The sequence below is a fragment of the Mesorhizobium monacense genome, from assembly GCF_056781675.1.
Window position 1 is genome coordinate 491,359 of sequence record NZ_CM165567.1, and the last position, 26,597, is coordinate 517,955.

At 63.7% G+C, this 26,597-nt stretch carries 27 protein-coding genes; 6 read left to right on the plus strand and 21 right to left on the minus strand.

Annotation, left to right across the window (positions count from 1 at the left end):
• Positions 1–399: 399 nt before the first annotated feature.
• A complete protein-coding gene (odc2, locus tag AC1RUK_RS02255) occupies positions 400–1,533 on the plus strand; it encodes an ornithine/lysine decarboxylase (protein WP_481840174.1) in 1,134 nt (377 codons plus the stop codon).
• Between the two features lie 97 nt (positions 1,534–1,630).
• The gene (locus AC1RUK_RS02260; RefSeq protein ID WP_481836939.1) at positions 1,631–2,200 is read left to right on the plus strand and encodes a GNAT family N-acetyltransferase; all 570 of its coding nucleotides are present in this window, start codon (positions 1,631–1,633) and stop codon (positions 2,198–2,200) included.
• A gap of 70 nt (positions 2,201–2,270) precedes the next feature.
• Here the strand turns inward: AC1RUK_RS02260 and AC1RUK_RS02265 are convergent, their stop codons facing one another.
• The 11 genes from AC1RUK_RS02265 to AC1RUK_RS02315 form a co-directional block, all read right to left on the minus strand.
• Positions 2,271–2,555 carry an SCP2 sterol-binding domain-containing protein gene (locus tag AC1RUK_RS02265; RefSeq protein ID WP_481836938.1) on the minus strand — a complete coding sequence of 95 codons (285 nt, stop codon included), beginning with the start codon at positions 2,553–2,555 and terminating at the stop codon, positions 2,271–2,273.
• A 171-nt stretch (positions 2,556–2,726) separates the two neighbouring features.
• Positions 2,727–3,248 carry a hypothetical protein gene (locus AC1RUK_RS02270; RefSeq protein WP_481836937.1) on the minus strand — a complete coding sequence of 174 codons (522 nt, stop codon included), beginning with the start codon at positions 3,246–3,248 and terminating at the stop codon, positions 2,727–2,729.
• 34 nt (positions 3,249–3,282) lie between these two features.
• Complete coding sequence (locus AC1RUK_RS02275; protein ID WP_436173333.1) at positions 3,283–3,705, minus strand: hypothetical protein; 423 nt, start codon at positions 3,703–3,705, stop codon at positions 3,283–3,285.
• Between the two features lie 8 nt (positions 3,706–3,713).
• Complete coding sequence (locus AC1RUK_RS02280) at positions 3,714–4,283, minus strand: rod-binding protein (protein WP_481836936.1); 570 nt, start codon at positions 4,281–4,283, stop codon at positions 3,714–3,716.
• Between the two features lie 304 nt (positions 4,284–4,587).
• Complete coding sequence (locus AC1RUK_RS02285; protein WP_481836935.1) at positions 4,588–5,814, minus strand: glycosyltransferase family 4 protein; 1,227 nt, start codon at positions 5,812–5,814, stop codon at positions 4,588–4,590.
• Positions 5,815–5,888: 74 nt separating this feature from the next.
• The gene (locus AC1RUK_RS02290) at positions 5,889–8,342 is read right to left on the minus strand and encodes a 3-keto-alpha-glucoside-1,2-lyase-like domain-containing protein (RefSeq protein ID WP_481836934.1); all 2,454 of its coding nucleotides are present in this window, start codon (positions 8,340–8,342) and stop codon (positions 5,889–5,891) included.
• A 459-nt stretch (positions 8,343–8,801) separates the two neighbouring features.
• Entirely contained in the window at positions 8,802–9,392 is a 591-nt protein-coding gene (locus AC1RUK_RS02295; protein ID WP_481839604.1) for a DUF924 family protein, read from the minus strand.
• 2 nt (positions 9,393–9,394) lie between these two features.
• Positions 9,395–10,306 carry an SDR family oxidoreductase gene (locus tag AC1RUK_RS02300; protein ID WP_481836933.1) on the minus strand — a complete coding sequence of 304 codons (912 nt, stop codon included), beginning with the start codon at positions 10,304–10,306 and terminating at the stop codon, positions 9,395–9,397.
• Positions 10,307–10,398: 92 nt separating this feature from the next.
• Complete coding sequence (locus tag AC1RUK_RS02305) at positions 10,399–10,668, minus strand: hypothetical protein (protein ID WP_436173327.1); 270 nt, start codon at positions 10,666–10,668, stop codon at positions 10,399–10,401.
• A 249-nt stretch (positions 10,669–10,917) separates the two neighbouring features.
• Complete coding sequence (locus AC1RUK_RS02310) at positions 10,918–11,091, minus strand: hypothetical protein (RefSeq protein ID WP_481836932.1); 174 nt, start codon at positions 11,089–11,091, stop codon at positions 10,918–10,920.
• A 50-nt stretch (positions 11,092–11,141) separates the two neighbouring features.
• Positions 11,142–11,786, minus strand: coding sequence for a class I SAM-dependent DNA methyltransferase (locus tag AC1RUK_RS02315; protein ID WP_481836931.1), 645 nt, complete (start codon positions 11,784–11,786; stop codon positions 11,142–11,144).
• A 317-nt stretch (positions 11,787–12,103) separates the two neighbouring features.
• Here AC1RUK_RS02315 and AC1RUK_RS02320 point away from each other — a divergent pair, with 317 nt between their 5' ends.
• Together AC1RUK_RS02320 and AC1RUK_RS02325 are read left to right on the plus strand one after the other, a co-directional pair.
• Positions 12,104–13,708, plus strand: coding sequence for a bifunctional AfsR/SARP family transcriptional regulator/alpha/beta hydrolase (locus tag AC1RUK_RS02320; protein ID WP_481836930.1), 1,605 nt, complete (start codon positions 12,104–12,106; stop codon positions 13,706–13,708).
• Positions 13,709–13,907: 199 nt separating this feature from the next.
• The gene (locus AC1RUK_RS02325) at positions 13,908–14,519 is read left to right on the plus strand and encodes a transglutaminase-like cysteine peptidase (RefSeq protein WP_481839603.1); all 612 of its coding nucleotides are present in this window, start codon (positions 13,908–13,910) and stop codon (positions 14,517–14,519) included.
• Positions 14,520–14,563: 44 nt separating this feature from the next.
• Here the strand turns inward: AC1RUK_RS02325 and AC1RUK_RS02330 are convergent, their stop codons facing one another.
• The 3 genes from AC1RUK_RS02330 to flhA are packed head-to-tail and all read right to left on the minus strand — an operon-like array spanning position 14,564 to position 17,788.
• The gene (locus AC1RUK_RS02330) at positions 14,564–14,947 is read right to left on the minus strand and encodes a hypothetical protein (RefSeq protein WP_481836929.1); all 384 of its coding nucleotides are present in this window, start codon (positions 14,945–14,947) and stop codon (positions 14,564–14,566) included.
• Between the two features lie 4 nt (positions 14,948–14,951).
• On the minus strand, positions 14,952–15,704 hold the full coding sequence (fliR, locus tag AC1RUK_RS02335) for a flagellar biosynthetic protein FliR (RefSeq protein ID WP_481836928.1): 753 nt from the start codon (positions 15,702–15,704) through the stop codon (positions 14,952–14,954).
• Positions 15,701–17,788 (minus strand): flagellar biosynthesis protein FlhA, encoded by a 2,088-nt coding sequence (gene flhA, locus AC1RUK_RS02340; RefSeq protein WP_481836927.1) that lies wholly within the window; start codon positions 17,786–17,788, stop codon positions 15,701–15,703. The genes fliR and flhA overlap by 4 nt, the downstream gene beginning before the upstream one ends.
• A gap of 107 nt (positions 17,789–17,895) precedes the next feature.
• Between flhA and AC1RUK_RS02345 the strand changes: the two genes are divergently transcribed.
• Together AC1RUK_RS02345 and AC1RUK_RS02350 are read left to right on the plus strand one after the other, a co-directional pair.
• Positions 17,896–18,195: a putative quinol monooxygenase gene (locus AC1RUK_RS02345; protein WP_481836926.1), complete on the plus strand. Its 300-nt coding sequence runs from the start codon at positions 17,896–17,898 to the stop codon at positions 18,193–18,195.
• A 173-nt stretch (positions 18,196–18,368) separates the two neighbouring features.
• Entirely contained in the window at positions 18,369–20,150 is a 1,782-nt protein-coding gene (locus AC1RUK_RS02350) for a chloride channel protein (RefSeq protein WP_481836925.1), read from the plus strand.
• Between the two features lie 17 nt (positions 20,151–20,167).
• On the opposite strand, the gene AC1RUK_RS02355 is transcribed toward AC1RUK_RS02350, so the two are convergent.
• The 7 genes from AC1RUK_RS02355 to AC1RUK_RS02385 form a co-directional block, all read right to left on the minus strand.
• Entirely contained in the window at positions 20,168–21,811 is a 1,644-nt protein-coding gene (locus tag AC1RUK_RS02355; RefSeq protein WP_481836924.1) for an MFS transporter, read from the minus strand.
• Positions 21,812–21,991: 180 nt separating this feature from the next.
• The gene (asnB, locus tag AC1RUK_RS02360; RefSeq protein WP_481836923.1) at positions 21,992–23,866 is read right to left on the minus strand and encodes an asparagine synthase (glutamine-hydrolyzing); all 1,875 of its coding nucleotides are present in this window, start codon (positions 23,864–23,866) and stop codon (positions 21,992–21,994) included.
• A gap of 157 nt (positions 23,867–24,023) precedes the next feature.
• Positions 24,024–24,290, minus strand: a complete 267-nt coding sequence (gene fliQ / locus AC1RUK_RS02365) for a flagellar biosynthesis protein FliQ (RefSeq protein ID WP_006204067.1) — start codon at positions 24,288–24,290, stop codon at positions 24,024–24,026.
• 26 nt (positions 24,291–24,316) lie between these two features.
• Positions 24,317–24,724 carry a flagellar hook assembly protein FlgD gene (gene flgD / locus AC1RUK_RS02370; protein ID WP_481836922.1) on the minus strand — a complete coding sequence of 136 codons (408 nt, stop codon included), beginning with the start codon at positions 24,722–24,724 and terminating at the stop codon, positions 24,317–24,319.
• Complete coding sequence (flbT, locus tag AC1RUK_RS02375; RefSeq protein WP_481836921.1) at positions 24,724–25,167, minus strand: flagellar biosynthesis repressor FlbT; 444 nt, start codon at positions 25,165–25,167, stop codon at positions 24,724–24,726. The genes flgD and flbT overlap by 1 nt, the downstream gene beginning before the upstream one ends.
• Positions 25,164–25,511 (minus strand): flagellar biosynthesis regulator FlaF, encoded by a 348-nt coding sequence (gene flaF, locus AC1RUK_RS02380; protein ID WP_006204070.1) that lies wholly within the window; start codon positions 25,509–25,511, stop codon positions 25,164–25,166. Before flaF ends, flbT begins: the two co-directional genes overlap by 4 nt.
• A 31-nt stretch (positions 25,512–25,542) precedes the next feature.
• Complete coding sequence (locus AC1RUK_RS02385) at positions 25,543–26,595, minus strand: flagellar hook-associated family protein (RefSeq protein ID WP_481840175.1); 1,053 nt, start codon at positions 26,593–26,595, stop codon at positions 25,543–25,545.
• Positions 26,596–26,597: the final 2 nt, after the last annotated feature.

Genomic DNA, 26,597 nt, shown 5'->3' on the forward strand with positions numbered 1-26,597 from the left:
CGATCCTCGAATGGTGAGGGCAATCGGTAAGGTAACTGGAGCTAACCCCTCCAGTCGGTTTAGCGGCCAACCGCCAGACCGAGGACACCTTGAAGCAACGACGGTGCGGGCCTTTCTGGTGTTCTGCCGGTTGTCCAAAGACCGGGGTTACTGAAGAGGCACACCTTCATTGCCGGCAGTGCGGACGGGTCTCCCATCCAAGCCAAGGCAGACAAAGCGAACCGAGGCCGGGCAAGGCCAAGGTTCACCGCCGCGAGACGGCGCTCCATGGTTCCGGGGTCTCCACCGGCTGGTTCCATGGATTTCCGTCCCGCCTTTGTCCACCGCGTGTTCGCGAGGCCGACAGCCCGCGTCCCGCAGCCTTACTGCGCGCCGCAAGGCGCTGATGGAGAGACCCCGATGGCTACCCAGCGCATCCTTGACTTCCTCGCCACCCGACGTCCGAACGGCCCCTGCCTCGTCGTCGACCTCGATGTCGTGCGCGACAATTTCCGCGCCTTCGAGAAGGCGCTTCCCGATTCGAAAATCTACTATGCGGTGAAAGCAAACCCGGCGCCGGAAATCCTGCGCCTCCTTGCTGCGATGGGCTCGTCCTTCGACACCGCTTCCGTTGCCGAAGTCGAGATGGCGATGGACGCCGGTGCGCCGGCGGACCGCATCTCCTTCGGCAACACCATCAAGAAGGAGCGTGACATCGCACGCGCCTACCAGTTCGGCATCCGGCTGTTCGCGGTCGATTGCGTCGAGGAAGTCGAGAAGATCGCCCGCGTCGCTCCCGGCGCGCGCGTGTTCTGCCGCGTGCTGACCGATGGCGAGGGCGCCGAGTGGCCGCTGTCGCGCAAGTTCGGCTGCGTGCCGGCGATGGCGGTCGACGTGCTGCGCCATGCCAAGGACCTCGGCCTCGACGCCTATGGCGTGTCGTTCCATGTCGGCTCGCAGCAGACCGACCTGACGGCTTGGGACCGCGCGCTGGGCGACGCCAAAAAGGTGTTCGCGACGCTCGCCGACGAAGGCATCGTCTTGAAGATGGTCAATATGGGCGGCGGCTTCCCGACCCGCTACCTGAGGGACGTGCCGGTGGCGCAGGCCTATGGCCAGGCGATCTTCTCGGCGCTGCGCAAGCATTTCGGCAATGCGCTGCCCGAGACCATCATCGAGCCGGGCCGCGGCATGGTCGGCAATGCCGGCGTGATCAAGTCGGAAGTCGTGCTGATCTCGAAGAAGGCCGACAACGACAATGTGCGCTGGGTGTTCCTCGACATCGGCAAGTTCGGGGGGCTGGCCGAGACGATGGACGAGGCGATCCGCTACCCGATCGTCACCGCGCATGACGGCACCGAGACCGCGCCTTGCGTGCTCGCCGGCCCAACCTGCAACTCGGCCGACGTGATGTACGAGAAGACGCCGTATCCGCTGCCCTTGTCGCTGACCATCGGCGACGAGGTGCTGATCGAAGGCACCGGCGCCTACACGACGACCTACGCCTCGGTCGCCTTCAACGGCTTCGAGCCGCTCCGATCCTACGTGATCTGACGGTTCGAAAGAACCGATCAGATCATCCCAGGTGGGCGCCCGTCGCCCGCCCGGGCTCGCCTGTGGAACAGATCTCCGCTCGTGAAGGATCGCGGAAATGGAAATGCCAGTTGAAATCGTGGACCACTCGCCGGTCCTTGCCCTCGTCGCCGAAACCACTGCCGATGTCGCGGCGCGTGAAGCGCTGCTCGATCGCGCCATGGGTCCGAAGCGGCGGAAGAAATCGTCGGAGAAGCTGCGCCGTGGGCGCCGGCCCTCCGAAGGCCTCGCCTTTGTCGCACGCGATGCGACGGGCGCAGTCGCCGGCACCGTGCGGCTGTGGGACGTGACATTGGGCGAGGGCGGTCCGGCGGCCCTGATGCTCGGCCCGCTCGCTGTCGACCCCGCGCTCAAGAATGCCGGCATCGGCTCGGCGCTGATGCGGCACGCGGTGGCCGAGGCGGCGCGCCTTGGCCACGGCGCCATCCTGCTTGTTGGCGACGCACCCTACTATGGGCGCTTCGGTTTCTCGGCGGCAAAGACCGGCGCGCTTGCCATGCCTGGCCCGTACGAGCGGCACCGGCTGCTGGCGCTGGAACTGACGGACGGCGCGCTTGACGGCGTGCAGGGCACGCTGCGGGCGGCAGGGCGCAAGTTGAAGGCGCTGCCGCTGACTTTCGCAGCGTAAGGGCCCAAGGCTGGTTAGAAAGCAAAACGCCGCCCGATGGGCGGCGTTTTTTATCTTGATCGGGAGCGGATCAGCTGAGCAGCTGGCTGAGCGCCATGGCGACTGTCATGTCGCCCTCGACCTTGATCTTGCCGGACATGAACGCCATGGTTGGGTTGAGGTCGCCTGCGATCAGCGAGTCCAGATCGTCGAGCGAGAGCTTCACGGTGCAATCGGTCGGTGCGTCGGTGGTCGAGACGGTCGCGCCGTCGATGACGATGACGCCGTCGCTGCCCGTGTCGAACTTCACCGAATGCTCGAAACCGGCGCTTGCCACGCGCGACTTGATCTGGTCGGCAATCTCCTGAACGCCCATGGCTGTTCTCCTCGTCTGGTTGCGTTGATGCGCATATAGCTTCGAGTTGACGTTTACGTCAACGCGGCCGAGATGCGTCATCTTGGTTTCGGTCAGGATATGTGGGGTCCGTCAGACTTTCGGTTCGCTCGAACCGAAACACCGCTTGCGGCCAATCTGCCTTGCGGCAGGTCAATGTGCCGCGGGAGCCTTGGGCGGTTCGGTCGCTGTCTCACCGTCATTTTTGCGCCGGCGCATGGCGTTGTCGCGGATCTCGTCCTTGGTCAGGAAGTTGACCTGGTCGATCAGCACATCATGCACCAGTTCCACGCCGACGCGCGCATTGACGGTTTCGCGGATGGCGTTGCGGAACGCGTCGAGGTCGATCGTTTCCTTCTTGGTGAAGTCGATCTGCGGATGGGCATAGAGGTAGGAATAGACCTGGTCGGTCATCAGCGCGCCGGCCGGGATCGACAGTTTCTTTATCTCGGCGGGTTCGACCGTGTAGACGAGCTTGGTCAGAAAATAGCCGTCGATCCTGGAGTCGCGGATCAGCGGCACCGAGATCATGTCGGTCTTGACGTAATCGAGACCGCCCAGCATCGGCTTGGGTGTCTCGCCGACGCCTTTTTCGCCGGCTGCCTGGAACGAATAGAACACCGCGCCAAGCGTGGCGGCGCAGATCCAGATCGCGGCGGCGATGAATTTGATCACCGGCTGTTTCCTCGCGCGGTTCTTCCGCTCGCTATCACGCTCTCGCCCAGCCGAATTCGCCGGCCGAATAGGTGCCGTCGGCTTCGGCGCGCTGGATAGCGTTCTTCAAAAGGCTGGCGACCTCGTTGACGGCGTTGAGATGAGCGAGGATCGCCGCCTCGTTGCGCGCCAGCTTCTGGCGCAGCCGCGTCAACCCCTCGCGGTGCTGCTCCAGGAATTCGACCTCGTTGCCGCCCTTGATGGCGCGGGTCATTTCATAGAGGTAGCGGCTCTTGCGGGCGTTCGAGGCCTTGAGGTCGAAACCTGTGCCAGTACGGATGCCCGCCGTCTCTTCGTCGACAGCGTCCTCGATGCGGCCGATGATGGCGGCAAGGTTTCCGGGTCGCGCGAAGGGGATGGGCGCGTCAGGCGCGACCGTGCGGGCAGGCAGGTTGGAGAAGTCCGATTTGTCGGCCATGTATATCCCTAGATTTTGATATCTGCTTTTATGGTTGTCTCATCGCCGGTCATCGACCGCGCGGCCTGGCGCTGCAATTCCTGGACCATGGAGGTCGACAGCCGCGTCTGCTGGTCGATCTCGGCCTTGTCCGGGCCGCCCGAAACGGGGCCGACGGGCACCATGCGCTTGCCGTCCATGTAGTGGTCGGCGAGCAGCGATTTGGCGATGCCGATGCCTCCGCGCGCGGCCATGACATCGGCCAGGTGCTCGGCGAGCTGCGATTTCCACATGTCGCCGGCCAGGCCCTTGCCGTAAACGCCTTCGGTGTCCTTGGGCATCATGTTCTGGATGAAGGTCTGCAGCACCATCGCCTCGAAGCGCTGGAATTTCTTCGCCGGGTTGGCCGCCCCGGCCGAGTCAGCCGTGACGCGCGACAGGATCGAGCCGGCATCAGCCGAAGCGGCGGTATCGACCGAAAAGGTCCCGGGATTACCGCCTGCCCGCTTCGCCAGCGCCGTGCGGGCGGCTTCGATGTCCGCCGGTTCGACTGCGCGGGCAACATCCAGAACGATGTCGCTGGGTGGAGAAATGGCCAAGAAGGTCCGCCTTTTGCCCGTTTTCGTGTCAGGACAATGCGCCAACAAGCTTGCGGCAGGCTTGCGAGGGAGGAGGGGCGGACTGCGGATGTGGATCGTTTGTCTGCTTCGCGCCAGTACTGGCCAATTGTTCAACGCGCGAAGGTCTTCTCCAAGCCCGCCTTAAGCGATTTTTCCTGGTTCTTTGTCAGTTGGAAAGATCGGTACTGGTGCACAAGCCCTATCGAGCGTTGCCGAAACAAAGGCGCCAGTCACTGCAATATGGCCCTGCGGCAATGCCATCAAAACTGGCTCATCCCGGCCGCTAGGCGGCGGCCTGGCACCGCACCGGGAGAACCGGCGACAGCGGGCGCGCAACCGTCGTCGCCACGGCCTCAGCGTAGACCGCACGCATCCGCTCTACGACCCGTGAATACAACCAATTCTGTCGCACCTCGCGCGCGGCAGCCTGCCCCAGTCGATGCCGTAGTGCCGGCGCCTGGATCAGGCGAACAAGTGCATGGGCAAGCGCCGTCGCATCGCGCGGTGGAAACAGTAGGCCAGTCCGCCCGTGATCCAGGATTTCGGCCGGTCCGCCTACGGACGACGCGGCGATGGCCAGGCCAAATAGCATCCCCTCGAGCACGACCATCCCGAAAGGCTCGTACCAGCTCGGCACAACGAGCACGTCGGCTTCCCCATACAACCGAGCGAGTTGCTCTTGAGAAAGCCAACCCGTGAAATGAACGCGCTCCCTAAGCCGATCCAGCCCAGCAGGCAACCAGTACCGCGCCATATCATCGCCACTGCAATGCCTGTGTCCGCCGGCCAGCACGAAGTGCGTGTGCGGTGCGTGCTGCAGGACTGTGGGTATGGCTTCGAGCAGCTCCCTCACGCCTTTACGGTCGACGAAGCGTCCTGAGAAAAGGACACGTAACGGATTGTTGTTGGTGCGGTCGCGCCTTGTACCTGCAAGAGCATCAGGGCGGTCTTCGATGCCGTTACCTATGATCCGGACCCGGTTGCGAGCGGTAGGACAGTAGTCTTCGACCAACTCGCGCTCACTTCTGGTGAGCGCCACAACAAGGTCGGCCGAGGCGATCAATTCCTGCTGCATGTCCCACTGCGTTAGGCACTCGGGCGGGCCTTGACCGATTTCGTACTCCGCTCGATCGAGCGAGTGCACAGTGTAAACGATTGGTACCCCTGTGCGCATTCGTAACGCGCTTGCCAGAGGCCATAACCAGAACGAGTGCAGATGAAGAACATCCGGTCTCCAATACCGCAGCCAACGGACGCCCGCATCAACTTCCTGGTGCGAAATATGGAATAGACGGACGCTCGGATGCTCATCCCACCGAACTTCAATTGTATCCGGCAAGTTCGTCGTGCCTGGCGCCTGCCAGTAAGACGAGCTGATACCTCCCCCGACCAGCATCACGCCAACCTCGATGCCAGCTTGCGCTGACGCGCGCACCAAGCCTCCGACCGCCGTGCCGAGGCCGCCATATATCAGGGGCGGAAACTCGGTCGTCAGGTGCAAGACCCGCATCTCGGCAGAACTCCATGTGACCCGCCGACCGACGATGTTCAGCGGAGCCGTGTTGGTGGGAATTTCCCCGTCGGTTACAGCGCCATTATCTGAATGTTGCGGAACGCGACCGTGCCAGAGTGTGTCTGCAATCCGATAAAGCGGGGGACAGCATTGGTGCTGGGCAAACCACGGTCGGGGTGCAGCGCGTCCGAACCCGCCACGAATGCGAATTGAGTAACCTGAACTCCATTCAGCGTTACAGTGTAGTTTTGACCTTGCGCCACTATCTCGAAGGCATTCCATTCCCCGACTGGCAGCGCCGCGTTGGGATTGTTGGGTCCCTGGAAGCCGTAAATTGCCGCCGTTTTGTGGACAGACAAACCATCGGGCGCCGCCATCTGATCGATCTGAACTTCGAAACCAAAATCTACGCCCACATACGCTGTGTTGTCGTAGTTCCGGCTCTCTGGATTTGGAAAGCGCAGGAAAACACCCGAATTGGCGTCTTCTTGCCAGCGCCGCCATTCGAGCCTCAGCACAAAGTCAGGTGGCGTCGACTGCGTGTGCCACAACAGACCGATGTCGGTGCCAGGCTTCGCAACCAGTGCGCCGTTGGTCACGGAAAACCGGCCCGGATCGTCGTGCCCCGGCTGGTTCCGGATCGTTGACATCTGCCAGTTCTGTAGCGTGGCCCCGTCGAACAGAGAGGTGAAGCCTGCCTGTGCAACGAACGGCGTTGCCAGGTGGTCGGCAAGGCGTCGCGCCAGTGCCGTCCCTGTGAGCATCGGGTTCGGCGAGCCGACCGTCGGGAATAACGCAGGTCCAGCGACGTAGAGATTGGGCACACGATGGAAGCGCGCATCCGCATTGGTAACTGACGTATTTGGGTCGTCACCCAAGGCCAACGTGCCGGCCTCGTGGTGAGTGGTGCCAAGGCCGTCCCGCCGACCTGGGAATGGCAGTACCGTCGAGGCAGCCTGATTGGCAGGAACGGGCTGGAATGCGCCTGCGACAAGTACTTCGTAGGGCTGGCCATTGGCAAATACCAGGCCAATTTCGTCAGCCGCAGTATCCATCGCGTCCCACAGCACTCCGTCTTCTGCCCCAGGGTTGATTGAGACAAACGCGCGGGCAATTCCGAACTCGTCAACTTCGCCGGCGAGCGTTACTTGACTTGCTGGATTGTTCGGTCTCATTTCGCCGATGCCGCGAATTGTTATGACGATCTGGTCATCGTTGGCGTGACGGAAGGCGGCGATGGTGTCTACGTCGGGGATCTTCTTGAAGAGCTCTGCTTCGGAGTCAGTGCTCGGCGTGTTCAAGCCTGCGGCAGTGATCTGAAGGTGGAAATGGCCGAATAGCCCGTCGGCATGAGCATGACGGCCCTTGACGAACAGCGCCGATGCCTGAAGCTCATGCACGGCTGGGTTCAGCCCGTTTATGGCTGCTCGTGGCAGCCGAACTGTGAGGTTCGAACGCAAATGCGGCATGAGGTTAGCGCCGATGCGTTCTGCGCCAGGCAAGCCGGGCAGCGACACAAGAGCGAGTCGGGCATTTTCGATCGTGCCGAGTGCGAGCACGACCACCGCTTCCGCGGGGACTTGCACCGTGCCGTGGTTTGTTTCAACCGCAACGACGCGACGAACTGGTCCGCTGCCATCCGTGACCAGACGGGTGACGTGGCAATCTGGGACAACCATCAAGCGTTTCCGCGTATCGTCGCCACCTGACTCAAATTGCGCGGCGCGGCTAGTCTCCATCAACAGCGGCAGGCTCGAAAACTTGCTGAACGGAAAGAAGCCTGCGCGGGGCGGGCGCGCCTGGACTGCGAGCGGCGCTTCGAGTTTGTTCAGATTGCGCTGGGCGTTGGGAATGCCGTCGAGGTGGAGCGGCAGTTGCGCCAAGGGGATCGCATCGGTCACGTTGTTGTTGTCGATGCCCTGCTTGAGCTGCGCGCGCAGGGCGGTGTGCAGCGCTCCGAAGATGAAGTCGTTCGTCGTCGTGGTTCCGATCTGCTCGGCGGCCTGACGAAAATACCCGTCTGCGCCGCTTGGCAGGGGGCTGTCTAAATCGGCGATGACGGCCGCCGGCCAGGCACCGGGCAGTTCGGACGCCAGCAATTGCGGGGACCAGCCGCCGAAATAGACGGAACGGCCCCCAAGGCAATAGGCCAGCCCCGGGAAACCGCGCGGGACGTCGGTGCGCCAGGGAAGCCCCCAGACTTCCGCACGCGCAACGCCAGGGTCAACGGCGGTCGGACCCGGTACGTTGAGTCCAAGCAGCGGCAGATTCTGGACGTGCTCGGCGAGCACGAGGCGGCCTGCGTCGAGCATCAGCGCACGACGCGCGTGCGCCGTGTCGTTGTAGATCAGGTGCTGGGCGAAAATCGGCCCGAAGGAGCCGCCGCCGATCACGACCACATCGAACGGACGGGGGGTTGCGCCACTGTTGCTGCTTGCGAGTGCTTCGTCGAGACCGTTGCAGACATAGCGCCCAAGCACGTCACGCGTGAAATCGGTGTTCTGCGGAACCGGACTGGTCGGCATTACAGCACTCCCCAAATCGGCGATGAAGGCGGCTGAACGCTGTACGCGACCACCCACGGTTATTGTATCCGGGCAAGTGCCGCTCGAATGTGATCGGGCTCACAGTTTGGTTTGGAATTCGCGGGTCGAAACGATCGTGGTGAGGCCGTGTCCGACTGTCGTTGGGCTGCTTCAGCGCCCAGGAAGGTCCACAATTCCACACGATCCTGACGTTCTTTTGAACGGCGAAAGGTCCGCTTGGGGTCATAAGTAGAATTCCCGCACCTACTCGTGTCCCCGCTTCTGTGCGATCAGGTCGAGGCGCTCGCGGTCGGGGCGTTCGCCCTCGTCGCGGCGGCGCACACCTTGGTAGCGCGCTCGACCCATGTTGGTGGGCGGTGGCAATCACACCAGTTCTCCTGCCTGGTGCTTTCAGACCCGCCCCCAGCGGCAGGCTGCCTATGAGGGCGAGAGCATTTGTCAGCCGGCAAAGCCGTCTTCGTCGAGAAATCGCTGTTCCTCCGGCCGCATGGAGCGGCCGAGGATCGGGTTGCGGTGCGGGAAGCGTCCGAACCGCCTGATGATGTCGCGATGGTGTTCGGCGCGCTCCAGGTTTGGTCCGCCGGTCTCGCCGGCCAGCGCCACCGAGCGGTCCTGGTCGGCGAGGCTTTCGGAATGGGCGAAGGGCAGCCTCAAGAACAGCTGCCACGTCGGGTGCACGTCGTTCTGGAAACCCGCATCGATGGCATCGGCCGCGACGCGGCGGCCCTTCTCGTCGGTCGCATACATGCGCGGCGTGCCGCGAAAGGCATTGCGCGGAAACTGGTCGAGCAGCACCAGCAGCGCCAGGGCGCCGTATGGCGTCGCCGCCCAGCCGTCGCAGTCGCCGCGCGCCGCCGCCTCGTGCAGCGGCAGGAAGCGGTCGCGAAAGACGCGGTCGAATTCCGCGTCCTTGGCGAACCATGCGGTGGGGCCCACCAGCCACCAGAAGTCGATGACTTCGGCGGCTTCGTGCGGCACATTTTCGAGCCCGGACGAACCGGCCCGGTCCTGGATCACGATCGCTGCCATGGTCATGCCGCCCTCGAGGTGCCGGCCATCGCCGACCAGTCCTGAGCCTTTGCCCAGTCGGCGAACGAGGTTGGTTTGATCGGCAGCATGCCGATCGTGTCGGCGATCTCGACGGCGAACAGCATCGAGCGCTGCCGGTGCACCCAGGCGTAATTGGCGGCGACCTGTTCGGCCGCTTCCTTGCCCAGCATCGCGGTGAGGCCAGCAGCAAAGTCTACCAGCGGCACCGGATAATAGTCGACCTTGCGGCCGACAATGTCCGACAGCACATCGGCAATCTGCTGCCCGGTCAGCGCCTCGGGGCCGCCAATGTCGAAACTCGCGCCGGCAAGCTCCGGCCGGTGCATTGCCTCGACCACATAGGCTGCCATGTCCTCCCATGAGATCCAGGATGTCCGAAAGTCCGACGGCAGCGGATAGGCGAACACGCCACGGTGGACGATCGCAGGCGCGCTCCAGGGCGCGGCGGTGTTGCTCGTGTAAAGCGTCGGCTTGAGGACGATCGATGGCAGGCCGGAAGCCTTCAAACGGTCGATGAGTTCGACCTTGGCGTCCATCAGCGCCGTGCCGGAATGCCTGGAAACATGACCGCTGGTGTTGAACACCACAAGCTTGACGTCCGCTGCCTGCGCCGCATCGATCATATTGCGGCCGTAGCGGAGAATTTCCTTGGGGCCGGCGTTGAGCGGCAGCGTCAGCGCCACCGCATCGACGCCGAGGCAGGCGAGGCCGACACGGTCGGCATCGGCAAGGTCGCCGCGCACGATGTTGACGCCGTCGCCGAACGGGTCGGGCGAGCCTTTGCGCAAAAGGACGCGCACGGTGGCGCCCGCCGCGCGGCAGGCTTGCACGATGGCTGATCCCTGGGCGCCGCCGGCGCAGGTGACCAGAATTGAACTGGGGAAATCAGACATTGAGTTTGCTCCTCGGTCGCGAGGTGATTCCAAGCGACGGGCGAGGCCGCCGCTTGGAAGTCGGATGTCGACCGTGCCGGCCGACCTTGTTGTCAGCGACCCCAGATGCCCTGCCCATAACCCGGTGCGGGGATATCGAAGCTCGAATTTCCCTTCTGGGCCGCCGCGCTGTCGGCAGTGCCGATGCTCGCCGTGCCGCTCAGGTCGACCGAGTAGGCGCCTTCGGACGTCATCGAATGGTGACCGGCGTTCGGATAGCTGCCGGCGCCAGGGATGTAGTCCGTGCCATAGTTGTCGCTGCCGGCAAAAGCCATGCCGGAGGCAAACAGGAAGGTGGCAGTGGTAAGAACGATCTTCTTCATTTCAATTCTCCATCCTTGAGAGTTAAACATCAGACCTCAACGCGCCGCCCGCACCGCGTTGACGAGGCCCTCTTTCTTCATGCTCTAGGCGAAACCGACCAATCGCGATCCTTCCTGGATCCGCGTCGGCAGGTTGTTCAGCGCACGCTGTCTTGGTGTTCGTGCGCTGTTCTGAGGGCTGCTTCACAGCAGCCGAAATGGTGGCTGTTGCCGATCAACCGTCGCGTGGTGGACTTGGCTTCTGGCGTCTCATTGCGGCAAGCGTGTCCACGCGCCGGTCATCGGCGGAAACATGATGCAGGCCTCATGCGCGACAGCCTCGTCGCGCAGGCGGTCGGCAAGGTCGTCGATGCCGATATCCGCCGCAGTGGTGATGCCCATCCGCTCCAGAGCGGGAATGAGGCTTCTGACGGTTTGCGCCATGTACTCATAGCCTGGCGGCTCTGCACCGCCTTCGACGCGAGCGCCGGAGATCATCTGCGGAATGGGCAAGCCGGCAGCGAGATAGGTCGAAAACAGTTTGCCCCCATGTCCGTCTCGAAACCTGTTCGCGCGAAGGCCCGGACGATCCAACTCAACGCCTGCGTGAATAGTGGCGTTGCCGGAAGGCTTCGTGCGTATGGCATCGACATCTCCTGGAACGCGACAATGCCACCTGGGCGCAAGAAACCTGCCAGACGGCGCAGCGTCTCAGCCGGTTCCGGCAAATACATCAGGACCAGCCGCCCGATGATCGCGTCGAACTTTCGCTCCGGAACGAAGCTTGCAAGATCCGCCGAGCCGAAGCGCACCCAGCAGCATTGTCCCGCTTCGACGGCGCGCCGTTCGGCGGCCTCGACCGCATCCTGCGACCGGTCGATGCCCAGCACCGACCCGCTCGGGCAAACCGGTTGCCCGGCAAGCCGAGAAACGTCGCCAACGCCACAGCCGAGGTCGAGCACGTGCATGCCTTGCTTCAGTCCGGCCCGGCGCAGCACATCCTCGGTCAGGTCACGCACGAAGTCGCCCTGCAGCTGCAGCCGTTTGAATTCGCCTTCGGAATAGCCGAGCGTATACTGTCTGGTATCAAGGGTTTCGGGCCGGCCGTCTGGCCGGCGTTCGACAAAGCTGGTGTTCACTGCCCCGTCTCCTCAACAATCGGTTTCGTGCTGAGGGCTGTCGATATCGCTCGGGTCCGTACGACCGGGCGGAGCCTCATGCTCCACCTCGCCCAGAACATCCTGGGCCGGTACCGGGTCCGAGTTGCTTTGATATCTGCCGCCCCGCAACGGCACGGGACCAAAAATCCCGCCGACGATCTAACGCGATCAACGTGGTCGCAGGACCAGGGAGCCGCGTTTAAGCGAGCGTGGTAGCGAGCGTGGTAAGAGCGACCGCAAATGTGGTATTTTGCGTTGAAAGCAACCGGGGAGCGGGGGTAGCAGCCGGGGGCGTAATGTCATCGCACATTCAGATCTGCCTTCTGGGTGAATTGCGTATCGTCTCGGATGGACGCCAGCTCGACCTGCCGCCGTCCAAGAAGACGCGCGCGCTGCTGGCCTATCTGGCGCTGACCGGTCGCCCGCACCGGCGCGAGCGATTGTGCGAGATTTTTTGGGAGCTGCCCGACGATCCGCGTGGATCGCTGAGATGGGCGCTGAGCAAGATCCGCGCCCTGGTCGACGTGCCCGGCTCCGCGCAGTTGAGCGCCGATCGTGAACGAGTCTCCTTGGTCCAGGACTCGGCGATGGTGGACTATGTCGAAATCGTCCGCCGACTGCAGGCTTCTTCACCGCCCGCCACACTCGATGAACTGCACGAAATGGGGAAGCTTTTGGCGCTGCCTTTGCTCGACGGGCTCGATCTGCCGCAGCTTGACGCCTACCAGGCCTGGCTCGCGGCCGAGCGCGAGGAGGCCCTGCAACTCCGTCTCGGTCTGCTGGAGCGCATCACGCTTCACCCCGAAACCAGCGACCGCGACGCAATCAAATGGCTGCGCCAGTGGCAAAGCGCGGACCCGACTTCGGAACAGGCCGCCGGCATCCTGGTTCGAACGCTCCGGCGGCTCGGCCGCGGCGACGAAGCCGCCGGGGTGATGAGCAATTACCAGCGCATGGCCAGGGATACCGGGTTGTCGGCGGTCGACGATGTATCGGAAGTGGGTCCCCCGCCCTCCGCGGCGGAGACGGCAACACCGGAGCACAGTTTTCTGAAGCGCCAGTCGATCGGTTTTTGCCAGGCGGCAGATGGAGTGCGTATCGCCTACGCCACCGTGGGCTCGGGACCGCCACTGGTCAAAGCCGCCAACTGGCTCAATCACCTCGAACTCGACTGGCAGAGTCTGATTTGGAGCAAGACTTTCCAGGCGCTGTCCGACGGACGTACGTTTATCCGCTATGATGAACGCGGCAACGGCCTTTCCGACTGGGAGGTGGACGACATCAGCTTCGAGGCGTTTGTCCGCGACCTCGAAACCGTCGCCGACGCGTTACGACTGGAGCGTTTCCCACTGCTCGGCATGTCGCAGGGCTGCGCGGTATCGATCGCCTATGCCGTGCGCCATCCCGAGCGGGTCTCTGCGCTTGTTTTGGTGGGAGGCTACGCTGCAGGCTGGCGCATTGGCTGCTCGGCGGAAGAGCAGGAGCGGCGTCGGGCGGTGATGACCTTGACCAAACTCGGCTGGGGAACCAACAATCCCGCATATCGCCATATCTTCTCGCAGACGTTCATGCCCGATGGCACCTCGGACGAACTTGCCTGGTTCGACGAATTCCAACGCCAGACCACCTCGCCGGACAACGCCGTTCGGTTCCAGGATGCATTCGGCGATATCGACGTGCGCGACCAGTTGGCGCAGCTGCGCGCGCCTACCCTGGTGCTGCACGCCCGACACGATCAGCGCATAGCGCTCGATCAAGGCCGGGAACTTGCCATCGGCATCCCGAATGCCCGCTTCGTCGTGCTGGAGAGCCGAAGCCACATCATTCTGGGCCACGAACCCGCCTGGCCTATATTCATGGACGAGGTCCAACGGTTCCTCGCGGAGACGAGTACGGCATAAGAAGGTCAATTTCAGAGCAGATCGGGCAGCTCCGATTTCCGCGTGCCCCTTGCGGCCTCGTTCTGGACGTACGCCGGCTGTCTGCCGATAACCTCAAATCTTATTTTAGTAAGTATTAATCTGTTAACGAGGCTGCCTCGCTTGGGGCCAAATTGGGCAGTTTAGAAACCGCTCATTAACTCGCCCCGCTCATCCTGAAATCCACGCACTGGAGACGTTGATTGTGAAACGCGATGTCGCCCTGATCGCATTTTTGCTGTCGTTTGCCTGCCCGTTTGCCGCCCAGGCAGGGACGACCATGGAAACCAAGGGTAAGGCGTTCGCGCCGCCCGCCTTCTATTCGTTTTGCAGCCGCCAACCAGGCCTGTGCAGTACCGCCGGCGGAAAGAAGGTCGTTACGCTGCAGGCCAAACTCAGCTCGGAATTGAAGCAGGTGAACCAATCGGTCAATTCACGCATCACGGAGCTCAGCGATCGTGTCGCTGTCGGCAAGGACGACGACTGGCGCGTGCCGACCGTCTCTGGCGATTGCGAAGATATCGCGATCCTGAAGAAGCTTGAACTGATGAGGCGCGGCTGGCCGGCTTCGGCGCTCCTGTTGACCGTGGCAAGCTATGGCGGCGATGGGCACACGGTGCTGACGGTGCGCACCAGTGAGGGCGACCTGGTGCTCGACAATCTCACGAACTCCGTCCGTGACTGGTCCAGCACTCCCTACAGCTACTTCGCCCGGCAGGCGCAGGGGAATGGCAAACGCTGGGAGCGGATCGGCGGCGCCAAGCCTATTCAGACGACCGCAACGGGCGGCTGAAAATTTCCCAGGTCGAAGCTCAGCGTTATGGCAGAATTCCGCTGCTATTCGGGTCCTCGCTTCTGCACGATCAAGTCTAAGCGCTCGCGGTCGGAGCGTTCGCGCTCGTCGCGTCGGCGCACGTCCTTGTAGGCACGCTCGACCATGTTGGTGCGTGCGGTCGCCGTGGCGATCAGCGCGGCCTCCCGCCTGGCGCTCTCCAGGCTCGCCTCCTGGCGAACCAGCGCATTGGCGATGCGGCGATGGTAGAGGTCGGGAAACAGGCCGGCGAGCGACTGGTCGGCGTCGAAACGCTCGACCAGTTCCTTGGCTTCGGCTTCGGCGGCCGCGGCGGACGTCAGGAATGTCGCGTGACGGGTCTCGTGCAACGCCTTCAGCTGCTCCTGCACCTTGACCAGTTTCCTGAGGCGGTCCTTGCGCGTGGTCATCTGCCTACCGGGCGAGCGTCAGGTCGACAAAACCGTCGACGAACAGCGACAGCATGGTGCCGATGGCGAAATAGAAGATGATCAGCCCGCCGGCGATGACGAAGGGCAGTGAGATGAAATAGACCGGGATCTGCGGCGTCAGCTTGTTGACGAAGCCGATCGTCAGATTGACGAGGACGGCATAGGCGACGAAGGGGCTGCCGAGGCGGATGACCAGGAAGAAGGCGTCCGACACGGTGTCGGTGACATCGACGAGCGCTGCCTGCGGGTTGAAGAAGACATTGACCGGCGCGACCGTGTAGGAGGCGACCAGGGCGCGCACGATCTCGTGGTCGAAATCGAAGACGAACAGCAGGAGCAGCGCCGAGAACGAGATGATGGCGGCAAGGGCCGCCTGCGGCTCCGCCTCCTCGATGGCCGGCCCGCCGGTGCCGCCATAGCCGATCAGCGTGGCGATGGCCGAGCCCATGAAGCGCAGCGCTTCCATATAGAGCCTGGTCATGGCGCCGATCAGCCCGCCGACCAGCAGTTCGGAGACGATCATCGGCGCCAGGATCTGCGGACGCGGATCGACGAAGGGATAGATGCGGTCCCAGAGGAAGGCGAGCAGGCCGCCGGTGGCGGCGACCGCCACGAACAGCCGGACCTGGATCGGCACGCGGGCGCTGGACAGGCCGGGCATCAGCATGAAGCAGGCGCCGATGCGGCAGAAGGCGAGGAAGGCGGCGATCACGACGCCTTGCGAGAGCGCGCTCACGATATGGTCCCGAGCACCTTGATCTCGACGCCCTTGGCGATTTCGACGTGGCTCAGCACCGGCAGCGTGGTGAACAGGCGCTCGATGATCATGCGCACATAGGGACGCGCATCCGGCGCGGTGACGAGCACGAAACGTTCGCCGGCCTCGAGATGCTTGCGGATCGCCTTGGTCGCGTCCTGGCCGAATTCCTCGAGCTGGCGCGGGTCGATGTCGAATTCCCGCACCTCGCCCTTGGCGTCGCGCTTGAGGCTCTGGTGGAAGGCGAGGTCCCAGCGGTTGCCGAGCCGCAGCACCTTGAGCACGCCGCCTTCGGAGAGGTCGCCGCAGATCTGCTGCGCCATGCGGATGCGGACATGCTCGACGATCTGCTCGGTGCGGCGCACATGCGGGGCGATCTCGGCGATGGCCTCTATGATCAGGTGCAGATTGCGGATCGAGACGCGTTCGGCCAGCAAGAGCTTCAGCACCGCCTGCAGACCCGGATAGGAAATATGCGTGGTGCAGATCTCGTCGGCGAGCTTGCGGTATTCGGGGTCCTGGCGTTCGAGGAGCGCCTTCATGTCCTTGTAGGACAGAAGCTGCGGCAGGTTGTTGCGGATGACCTCGGACAGGTGCGTGAGCAGCACCGACATGTTGTCGGCAAAGGTGTAGTTCTCGCGCTTCAGATCCTCGGCGAAGGTTTCGAGCACCGAGAAGGCGCGCATGCCGAAGGCCGGCTCGCGGATCTCCTCGCCGGGAAGTTCCGGCACGTCGCGGGTGCCGAGCAGCACCATGATCTCGCCGACACGCATCTGGTATTCGGCGACCACGGTGCCGTGGACCTTGATCTGGTAGCTCTTCGGCGGAATGGCGAAATCGTCGGCGACGCGCACTTCCGGCACGACGAAGCCGTATTGCGTGGCAAACTTCTTGCGCATCTTCCCCATGCGGAAGACCAGCTCCTGATGCGACACCAGCAGCCTTGTCGAAAGCTGCTTGCCGATCAGCAGCTCGATCTCGGCGGTGGCGAGCGATGCCTTGACCGAGTTCTTCTCTTCCTCGGCCTTGTTCGCCTTCTCCTGGCTCTTCACCGCTTCGGCGGCGGCGAGTGCCCGGTTGTGGCGGAGCGGAATGATGTAGCCGAGACCGGCCATGCCGCCGGCAAGGGCAAAGAACGGGAACAGCGGCAGGCCCGGCATCAGGCCGAGAATGACGAGCAGCGACGCCGCGACATAGAGCGCGCGCGGATGGGCGCCGAGCTGGCCGAACACCGCCTGGTTGGTCGAGCCGCGCGTGCCGCCCTTGGAGACCAGAAGGCCGGCGGCGAGCGAGACGATCAGCGCCGGGATCTGAGTGACGAGGCCGTCGCCGACCGACAGCTTGATGAACACATCGGCGGCCTGGCCCATGCCCATGTCGTGGCGGATATAGCCGATGGCAATGCCACCAACGATGTTGATGGCGGTGATGATGAGGCCGGCGATGGCATCGCCGCGGACGAATTTCGAGGCGCCGTCCATCGAACCGAAGAAGGAGGATTCCTCCTCCAACTCGCGGCGGCGCAGCTGCGCCGTCTTTTCGTCGATCATGCCGGCCGAAAGGTCGGCATCGATCGACATCTGCTTGCCGGGAATGGCGTCGAGGGTGAAGCGCGCGCCAACTTCGGCGATACGGGTAGCGCCCTTGGTGATGACGATGAAGTTCACCACGATCAGGATCAGGAAGACGATGAGGCCGATGACGAAGTCGCTGGCCATCACCAGCCTGGAGAAGCCGGCAATGACATAGCCGGCGGCATGCGTGCCTTCATTGCCATGCGACAGGATCATGCGCGTGGTGGCGATGTTGAGCGACAGCCTGAGCATGGTGGCGATCAGGAGCACGGTCGGGAAGGAGGAGAAATCGAGCGGCCGCTGGATCCACAGCGCCACCATCAGAATCAGTACCGACAGCGCGATCGAGAAGGCGAGGCCGATATCGATGAGGAAGGCTGGGATCGGCAGGAACAGTACGGCCAGGATGATGACGATGCCGATCGCGAAAAAGACGTCGCGGCCGTTCTTGGCAACGGTGCCGGCTGCAATGCTTTCGCTGATCGCCATAATCGTCCCCAAATCATAAGCCTGCCGCGCGCGACAGCCTTGTGAGCCTAGCTGGCCAAGCTTGCGCGAGGGTGGGAGAATGCGCCCTGAGAGAAGAAGGGAATCGCATGCTCCTGATCATTGGCACGGTCCGTTTGCCGCCGGACAAGCTCGCTGAGGCAAGACCGGCCATGCAGCGGATGATCTCCGCCAGCCGCGCCGAGCCCGGCTGCATCGAATATTCCTATGCGCAGGATGTCCTCGACGCAGGGCTCATCCACGTCTCCGAAGTCTGGAGCGATCGGGCCGCGCTCGACGCGCATTTCAGGTCGGCGCACATTGCGGACTGGCGTGCAAGCTGGGCGGCGCTCGGTATCGGCGATCGCAATCTGATGCTCTACGAGGCAGGCGATGCCAAGCCGACCTGACCAATCGAAGGCAATTTCGGTGATGCTGGCTCCGCGCTAAGTTCGGGGTGCAGAGGTTGCCGCGCCGGTGCCAAAATGGCGCCACAAGCAGTCGGCATTGCGGTTGCCACGCAGTGTTGCCGGGCGTATCAGGCGGCAGCTTTCCACCTCTTGCTCTACGGCGAGCCGTTCCGGTGCTTTCCAGAAACGAACCTCAAGTCTATGCCCGCCGGCTTCGCGCGGTGCTGATCAGATCGATCCCGCTGCTCGAGGCGCGCGGTATCGTGATCGTCGTCCTGGCGGGTGTCGTGGGCGTGATGGCGGGCGTGCTGGTCACGGCAATGAGCCAGATGGTGCAGGGCATGCATGGGCTGTTGTTCGGGGTCGAGCCGGGCGGCCGGCTGTCGGCGATGTTTTCCTTGTCCGACCCGGTTCAGGCAGCGATACCGGCGATCGGCGGCATCCTGCTCGGCCTGTCGGTGATCTGGCTGCGAAAGCGAAAGTTCCGCACCCCGGTCGATCCGATCGAGGCCAACGCGCTTTACGGTGGACGCATGTCGCTCACCGACACTTTCATCATTGCCGGGCAGACGATCATCTCGAGCGGCTTCGGCGCTTCGGTAGGGCTGGAGGCCGGCTACACGCAGATCGGCTCCGGGCTGGCATCGCGGCTGGCGCGCGCCTTGAGGCTGCGTCGCAATGACGTCCGCATCCTGGTCGGCTGCGGCGCGGCAGGCGCGATCGCCGCCGCCTTCGACGCACCGCTGACGGGAGCCTTCTACGGGTTCGAGCTGGTCATCGGCATCTATTCGGTCGCCAATGTCGCGCCGGTGATGACCGCCGCGATCTGCGCTTCGCTGACCGCCGAGGTCTTTGGCGGCGTGCCCTTTCCGCTGGAGCTTGCCGGCCTGCCGGCACTCACCGCCAGCCAGTACCTGCCGTTCCTGCTGCTCGGGCTTTTGGGTGGCGCCGCCTCCATCGCCATCATGCATCTGGTCAGCCTCATCGAGCGCGGCTTTGCAAGGCTCTCGATCGACGCCTCGCTGCGGCCCTTCATCGGCGGCATTCTCGTCGGACTGCTGGGGCTGGTCACGCCGCAGGTCCTGTCGAGCGGTCATGGCGCGCTGCATCGCGAATTCGCGATGAACTACGGCATCGCCGTCGTCGCCAGCGTCTTCGTGCTGAAGCTGGCGGCGTCGGCGATCTCACTGGGATCGGGCTTTCGCGGCGGCCTGTTCTTCGCCTCGCTGTTCCTCGGCGCGCTGCTCGGCAAGATCTTCGCTGGGGTGATGGCCGTCGCCTCACCGGCAACCGGTATCGATCCGGCCGTCGCCGCCGTCGTCGGCATGACCTCGCTTGCGGTCGGCGTCGTCGGTGGGCCATTGACCATGACGTTCCTGGCGCTGGAATCGACGCGCGACCTGACACTGACCGGCGTCGTGCTGGCGGCCTCGATCATGGCGGCGATCCTGGTGCGCGAAACCTTCGGCTATTCGTTCTCGACCTGGCGCTTCCATTTGCGCGGCGAGACGATCCGCAGCGCGCACGACGTCGGCTGGATGCGCAGCCTCACCGTCGGCTCGATGATGCGCAAGGACGTGCGAACCATCGATGCTGCGACGACGCTTGGCGCCTTCCGCAAGGAAGTGCCGCTTGGCTCGGCGCAGCGCGTCATCGCCGTCGACGAGGGGCGGCACTATGTCGGCGTGCTGATCGTGGCCGAACTGCACAGCGAACTGTCCAACGGCGAGACGCCGGTACGGACGCTTGCCCAGTTCAAGGATGCGGTGCTGGTGCCGACCATGAACGTCCAGTCGGCGGCCGAAACTTTCCAGCGCGCCGGCGCCGAGGAACTGGCCGTGGTCGAGGACTTCGCCGACCGCGTCGTGCTCGGCCTTTTGACCGAAAGCCATCTGATGCGGCGCTATGCCGAAGAACTCGACAAGGCGCGGCGGGATCTGTCGGGCGAGGGGTAGGTCCCGCGCGAACGAGTTTAGTGTTCGATCGGCCCCTTCGCCATCACCAGCGCGGTGCCGGCGGTCGTCGGCCGCTCGATCATGCGCCGGACGTGAGGCGGCTCGCTGCCGCTGTGCAGCGCCCGTATGCGCTCGCCGATGACGGCGTCGGCATGGGTGGCGCGCCTGTTGTGGCGGATGTATTCGAGCCAGGTCGGCGTGTGGTAGTGCTCGATCCAGATCGCCGGGTTTTCGAGGTCGCGCGCCAATGTCCAGTTGCGGGCGCCGTCGCGGCGGCGGATGCGGCCGCGTTCGGCCATGGTGGCGAGGAACTCCGGAACGTCCTCGTCACGGATGACGTACTCGATCATGATGGCGATCGGACCGCTGCGCGGCTTGAGGTCGAGCCCGAGATGCGGTTCCTTGAAGCGGTTGAGCGGGTCGAGATTGAGCACCGCCTGCTGCGGCAACGGCAGGAAAAGGCCGATGGCGCCACCCGTCAGCATGGCGATGCTTGCCACGATCAGCGCGGTCTCGGCGCCATGCGCGTCGGCGACGACGCCCCAGATCCAGCTGCCCAGCGCGATGCCGCCGAAGGTCGCCGTCTGGTAGACCGAGAGCACCCGGCCGACCACCCAGCGCGGCGTCGACATCTGCACCGTGACGTTGAAATGCGACAGCGCGATCACCCAGCAGGCGCCGCCGACGAGCAGTCCGAGCGCGGTCTGCCAGGCGTGGTCGCTGATGGCGGCGTTGAAAGCGCAGACGGCGAAGCCGGCAAAAGCCATGCGCACCATCGTCTCGCTCGACAGCAACTGCCGCAGCCGCACGCTGATCAGCGCCCCGCCAACCGCGCCGATGCCGAAGGCGCCGAGCATGATGCCATAGGTCAGGGCGTCGCCCTTGACGACATCGCGCGCCACCAGCGGCAGCAAGGCGAGCACCGCGCCGGCGCTGAAGCCGAAGGCAAAACCCCTGACCAGGACCTTGCCGATGTTGGGCGACATGGCGACATAGCGCAGGCCGGCGCCCATCGCCGCTCCCAGCGTCTCGCGCGGCAGCGTCGACACCGGCAGATCCGGCTTCCAGCGAAACAGCACGATGATCAGGCCGACATAGCTCAATGCGTTGGCGGCGAAGGCGGCGGCAGCACCCGCCGCGGCGACGATGATGCCGCCGATCGCCGGACCGACGCTGCGCGTCAGATTGAAGCCCAGTGAGTTCAGCGCGACGGCCGCTGGCAGCTTGGCGCGCGGCACCATATCGCCGACCGAGGCCTGCCATGACGGATTGTTCAGCGCCGTGCCGCTGTCGATCAGGAAGGTGAAGGTAAGCAGCGTCCACGGCGTGATCAGGCCGAGGTAAGTGAAGACGGTCAGGAGCACCGAGACGACCAGCATGAAGGTCTGGGCAACCAGCATGACCTTGCGACGGTCGAAGCTGTCGGCGATGGCGCCTGCAACCAGCGCAAACAGCATGATCGGCAAGGTGGTTGAGGCCTGGACGAGCGCGACCTGGTAGGACGAGGTGGCGATCGAGGTCATCATCCAGGCGGCACCGACGCCCTGGATCAGGCCACCGAAATTCGACACCAGGCTGGCCGACCATACGGCCCGGAAAATGCCGTGCCGGAAGGGCGCCAGCGCCGAGACGCGTTCGCCGCCCGGCTCGTCATCTATCATCAATGCTGTCCCGCCTGATTACGTCCGTACCCCTCACCGTCATGCCACCCATGGAGGTAGAGCACGGCAGCGCGGGAGGCGAACACCACTTCGAAAAAGACTATGGTCCAACAACAGGATAGCACGGCAAAAATACGTCGGGACGCAACTAATCCAAAGGTCTTGGCGGTCTGGACCAATTTACGCCCGATCCGCGTCCCTGGCCGCTGCGTGCAGTGCCTCGGTGAGGTTGCCCGTCGTCTCACCGCCGGCATGGAGGCGCAGGAAGAGTTCCATGCCGACAAGCCTCAGCCTCGAGGCCACGTCACGCCTGGCCAGCCCGACGAAATCGTCGATGGAAGCGGCAGGCCATTTCATCGCGTCGCGCAAGAACCCGCCACGCAGCAGACCATGAGTGCCAGCGGTGAAGTGCGGCGAGATCTCGAAGCCAACCTTGGGCGCCTGGATGTTTTCGCGCGGGATGTGCTTTTCGGCGACCTTCTTCAAAAGCCATTTTCCGGTCTTGTCGCGATATTTGTGGCGCCTCGGCAGGTGGATCGCATAGTCGATCAACCGGTTTTCGAGGAACGGAACCCTGAGTTCCACCGAGGCCGCCATGCTCAGCCGGTCGTGCCGGTGCAGCAGGTCCTGCAAATGCGAGTACATGTCGAAGAAGCAGCTTCCCAGGAAGGCTCGGTCGGCCAGTGGCGTCACCGGCTGAAGCCGGTCGAAGATTTCAGGCTGCAGGAAATTCAGGTCCGGCGACAAGGCCCGCAGGACCGCATTGTGGCTCCAGCCCCCGCCATGGCCGATCGACCTGCTGAATGGCGCCTGGCGAAGGCGTTGGAATTTCCGGTCCAGCCAGCGCTTCGACCGAAACAGCCGCGCCGGCCAGGACCAAGCGCGCCAGGCCCTCATGCTTGAGGCCTGCCATCTGTAGCCGCCAAAAAGCTCGTCGGAGCCTTCGCCGGTGAGCAGCACCTTGACGCCGTCGGCCCGGCACTGTTCGGCCATCGCCAAAAGCCCGACATGGCTTGCATGCCAGCCGTCGCTTTCGAGATGCCAGATCACTTTCGGCCAAAGCTCGAAGAACCGGTTCCTATCGACCGGCACCCGGCGCAGGCTGACGCCGGCATGGCGGCACGTTCGTTCGGCGTTCCCGGCCTCGCTGTGGCCGAGAAGGGGATCGACGACATAGCCGTGGATTTCCGGCCTGAACCGCTTCGCCAGTGCGGTGATCAGGCCGGAATCGACCCCGCCGCTGCAGGCCGCGGCGATGCTGGTGTCGGCAATGCAATGAAGCTCGACGCTGTCTTCGATCAGCGCCTGGAGCGTTGCCATGTGCTCCGCATCGGAGGCGGTATCGCCGGTGATGCGCGCCGTCTCCAGCGCATCGAGTACATGCCAGAAGCGCCGCCTCTCGATGCCGCCATCGGTGATTTTCCACAGGCCGGCGGGCGGCAGCCGCTCGATGCCCTCGAACAGGCTGTAGCTGGAGTCGCGGCTCTGCCAGGCGAGCCGCAAGGTGATCTCGCGCGCGTCGACGCGGCACGGGAAGCCCTCGCAGGCAAGGATCGCCTTGTCCTCGGACGCAAACAGGATCCGTCCGTCCGTCTCGGCAACCGACATCGGCTTGATGCCAAGACGATCGCGGGCAAGCCACAACGCGCCATCGCGGGCATCGAAATAGGCGAAGGAAAACATGCCGTCGAACAGCGGCACGGCCTTTTCGGGGCCCCAGTGGTGCAGGGCCTGCAGAACCACTTCCGCATCGGAGACGGTACGAAAAACGCAGCCTTCCGTCTCGAGGACCTGGCGCAGCGTCCGGTAATTGTAGACCTCGCCATTATAGACCAGCACGCCCTGGCCGCATGCGGTCAGCATCGGCTCGCGGGCGGCAGGCGAGGGATCGATGATGGTAAGCCTGCGGTGACCCAAGGCGAGCCGCCCGTTGCTCCAGCTGTCGTGGTCGTCCGGACCGCGATGCGCCAGCGCCTGCATCATGTTGGAGATGTCCGACAGGTCAGCGGCGCCGATCGGGTCGCGCTTTCGCCAGACGCCGGCTATTCCGCACATGGCCTGCCGGCCGGTCTTGCCTGGTCCATGGTTTTCCGGGGATTCACCAAGACTGAGAACATCGGGGTCGGGCGTAGGCTGACCCGGTTCGCAATCTAGCCGGAACGCAGCACGCCGCAAGCTGTTGCAGGATTTCTGTTCCGAGCAGGAGCCGGGCCTAGAAGCCGCTTTCGATGCGCTCGAAGATGACGTTGGTGAAGGCCGATATCTGGCCGCCGATAAACGGGCCCGTCAACGCCACCACCAGCATGATGGCGACGATCTTGGGCACGAAGGTGAGGGTGATTTCCTGGATCTGCGTCAAGGCCTGGATCAGGGCGATGCCGATGCCGACTGCCATCGCCACCAGCACGACGGGAGCGGATGCGGTCAGCACCGTCCACACCGCGTACTGGACGATATCGAGGGCGTCGGCCTCGTTCATGGCACTGGCCCAGCTAGAGTTCGTGACTAGCTGGCGGCCTTGACCGAGACGCCGGAGGTCACGGGAACTTCCGTCCCGTTCTCCAGCACCGCGATAAGACCGCTGCTGGCGAGGCGCACCGAGGTCACCGTGCCCGTTGTGTTGCCGTCGGCAGAGGTTATCGAACGGCCGATCAGGGCATCGGCCTGCGACAAGGCCGAGGATTGCATGATCTGGTCGAGCTTGGTGTTGGTCTGCACCGATTGCTCGACCTGCGAGAAGGTGGCGAGCTGGGCGACATATTGCGTCGAATCCATCGGCTTGGTCGGATCCTGGTTCTTCATTTCGGCGATCAGCAGCTTCAGGAACGACTGGTAGTCGACCGCGGTCTTGGAGGTCGGCGTGGTGGTCGAATTAGCGCCGGTCGGTATGGTTGTCGTCATGTCAACGGTCATTAGTATCGGGCTCCCACGGCCAGCGGGCGCGGCGCACCCGCAACATCGTCATTGCCGCCAAGCGCGCGGCGTTCGAGCGGATAAAGCGCCCGGATCGCCTTCAGCGCCTCATAGATATGGTCCTCGCCGACCATGCGGTCGATCTGCTTCAGCCCGCTGCAGATCCGTTCATCCTCGAAGCTTGCCAGCAGCATGGGCAGCGAGCGCCGGAACATGTCGCGTGCCTCGGAAGCCGCCTGCGGGTTCATCAGCATGACCTGCAGGATGAAATAGAGCTGCTTGAGCGGCGTCGATGCCTCGTCGGCCTGGATGACATGGCTTTCGAGCAGGAACTGCACGTCGTTCATCAGCTCGATGGCGACCTTGCGGTCGACGCGGATGACGGCGCCGTTGATGTAGATCTTCTCGTTCGGCTTCAGCGATATCTTCAGCGTGTTGGTCATTGAATGCCGTCCCGGATGATCTGGGACACTTCGATCAGGCCTTCGAAATTGTTGGTGCGGCCCTGGCGGATATCCTCAGCTTCGCGCAACAGCCACAAGCCGATGGAGATCAGGTTGGCACGCAGTTCCTTGGGCAATGCATTGTCGCTCGAGCCGAGATCCTCGACAAAGGTTGTCCATACCCGGTTGGTGAAGTGCAGCGCTTCGGCTGCTTCCATCGAACCATGGCCGACGGCAGCCGCCGCCGCCAGCATGTCGATCGAGCGGGTGAGCAGCTGCCGCTCCCGGTCCTTCGCGTCGGCGACGGAGTCGGTCTGGATGTCGGCGTAGGAGAATTGGTACATCTTGGGAGCTCTGCCGTTCCGGTGGGTGGTTTCAGGTCAGGTAGTTCAACAGGCTGAGTTGCTGCAGGCGTGCCGTCAGTGCAAAGGACGTCTCGATATGCTGCGTCAGGTCGGCGACGCGGGTCGCGGCTTCGGCGGGATCGACGCCTACGAGGTCGATGATATGCTTCTCGAACAGATCGACCTGCGTTTTCATGCGATCGGTGGCGTCGGAGACGCGGTTCTGGGCGAGGCCGGCCCCGGACCGCACCTGGACAAGTCCGCCGATGGCCTCACCGACCAGCGTTTGGGCGCGGCTGGTGACCGAAGTCCTCGCCGCCTGACTGATGGTGCTGCTGGAAAGCAGGTTGGTGACCATGGCCGATGCCATGGCGAGCTTGCGGATGCCTTCTTCATTGGCGCTGACCGAGGTTTCGGTGGTTTCGTTGAGCGCGATGCGGCTGGTGATCTGCTCATCGGTGGCGTTCGACCAAGTGCCTTGCCAACCCGAGCCGAGGAACTGCGGCTCGACGCTGGTGGTGATGAAATCGTCCATCTGGGCAGCGGTGATGCTGGCCGCGGCCGGGTCGTCCTGCGCGAAGCCGAAATAGGCGACGAAGGAAGCGTCGAAGGCAGCTTTGGCCGGGGAGCCGGCCTCCGTGAAATCATCGATCGGCTTGACGTCGGTGTTGGTGCCGGCGAACAAATATTCGCCATTCACGCCGGTGTTGAGGATTCCCGTCATCTGCTGCAGCGCCGAGGCGCCGGCGGACTGCGTGATGCTGGTCGAGGAATCGCCGGATACGGCGCTGGTTAGGGCGGAGAGGAGATCCTGCGCGACATCGGAGAGCTGGCCAAGCGAATCCTGGGTCGATGTCAGCCGGGCGGCGACCAGCGCATTGGAATCGATGATGCCGTTCAGACGGTCGAGATCGCGCTGGAAGGTCACGGCCTGGGTCGTGCGTCCGCCAAGCGCCAGCCCGACATCGGCGACCTGACCGGTCGACAATTCCTTGGTCGCCTTGACGAGGTCGGCCTGCATGCGCATCTGCTGATAGCGCATGGCATTGGACATTGCAGCTGAGGAGACGGAAGTGGCTTTCATGG

Bases quoted from the DNA above. Each gene is read 5' to 3' on its own strand.
- odc2 (WP_481840174.1), top strand. From the start codon at position 400: ATGGCTACCCAGCGCATCCTTGACTTCCTCGCCACCCGACGTCCGAAC.
- AC1RUK_RS02260 (WP_481836939.1), top strand. From the start codon at position 1,631: ATGGAAATGCCAGTTGAAATCGTGGACCACTCGCCGGTCCTTGCCCTC.
- AC1RUK_RS02265 (WP_481836938.1), bottom strand. From the start codon at position 2,555: ATGGGCGTTCAGGAGATTGCCGACCAGATCAAGTCGCGCGTGGCAAGC.
- AC1RUK_RS02275 (WP_436173333.1), bottom strand. From the start codon at position 3,705: ATGGCCGACAAATCGGACTTCTCCAACCTGCCTGCCCGCACGGTCGCG.
- AC1RUK_RS02285 (WP_481836935.1), bottom strand. From the start codon at position 5,814: ATGCGGGTCTTGCACCTGACGACCGAGTTTCCGCCCCTGATATATGGC.
- AC1RUK_RS02290 (WP_481836934.1), bottom strand. From the start codon at position 8,342: ATGCCGACCAGTCCGGTTCCGCAGAACACCGATTTCACGCGTGACGTG.
- AC1RUK_RS02295 (WP_481839604.1), bottom strand. From the start codon at position 9,392: ATGGCAGCGATCGTGATCCAGGACCGGGCCGGTTCGTCCGGGCTCGAA.
- AC1RUK_RS02300 (WP_481836933.1), bottom strand. From the start codon at position 10,306: ATGTCTGATTTCCCCAGTTCAATTCTGGTCACCTGCGCCGGCGGCGCC.
- AC1RUK_RS02305 (WP_436173327.1), bottom strand. From the start codon at position 10,668: ATGAAGAAGATCGTTCTTACCACTGCCACCTTCCTGTTTGCCTCCGGC.
- AC1RUK_RS02310 (WP_481836932.1), bottom strand. From the start codon at position 11,091: ATGGCGCAAACCGTCAGAAGCCTCATTCCCGCTCTGGAGCGGATGGGC.
- AC1RUK_RS02320 (WP_481836930.1), top strand. From the start codon at position 12,104: ATGTCATCGCACATTCAGATCTGCCTTCTGGGTGAATTGCGTATCGTC.
- AC1RUK_RS02330 (WP_481836929.1), bottom strand. From the start codon at position 14,947: ATGACCACGCGCAAGGACCGCCTCAGGAAACTGGTCAAGGTGCAGGAG.
- flhA (WP_481836927.1), bottom strand. From the start codon at position 17,788: ATGGCGATCAGCGAAAGCATTGCAGCCGGCACCGTTGCCAAGAACGGC.
- AC1RUK_RS02345 (WP_481836926.1), top strand. From the start codon at position 17,896: ATGCTCCTGATCATTGGCACGGTCCGTTTGCCGCCGGACAAGCTCGCT.
- AC1RUK_RS02355 (WP_481836924.1), bottom strand. From the start codon at position 21,811: ATGATAGATGACGAGCCGGGCGGCGAACGCGTCTCGGCGCTGGCGCCC.
- asnB (WP_481836923.1), bottom strand. From the start codon at position 23,866: ATGTGCGGAATAGCCGGCGTCTGGCGAAAGCGCGACCCGATCGGCGCC.
- fliQ (WP_006204067.1), bottom strand. From the start codon at position 24,290: ATGAACGAGGCCGACGCCCTCGATATCGTCCAGTACGCGGTGTGGACG.
- flgD (WP_481836922.1), bottom strand. From the start codon at position 24,724: ATGACCGTTGACATGACGACAACCATACCGACCGGCGCTAATTCGACC.
- flbT (WP_481836921.1), bottom strand. From the start codon at position 25,167: ATGACCAACACGCTGAAGATATCGCTGAAGCCGAACGAGAAGATCTAC.
- flaF (WP_006204070.1), bottom strand. From the start codon at position 25,511: ATGTACCAATTCTCCTACGCCGACATCCAGACCGACTCCGTCGCCGAC.
- AC1RUK_RS02385 (WP_481840175.1), bottom strand. From the start codon at position 26,595: ATGAAAGCCACTTCCGTCTCCTCAGCTGCAATGTCCAATGCCATGCGC.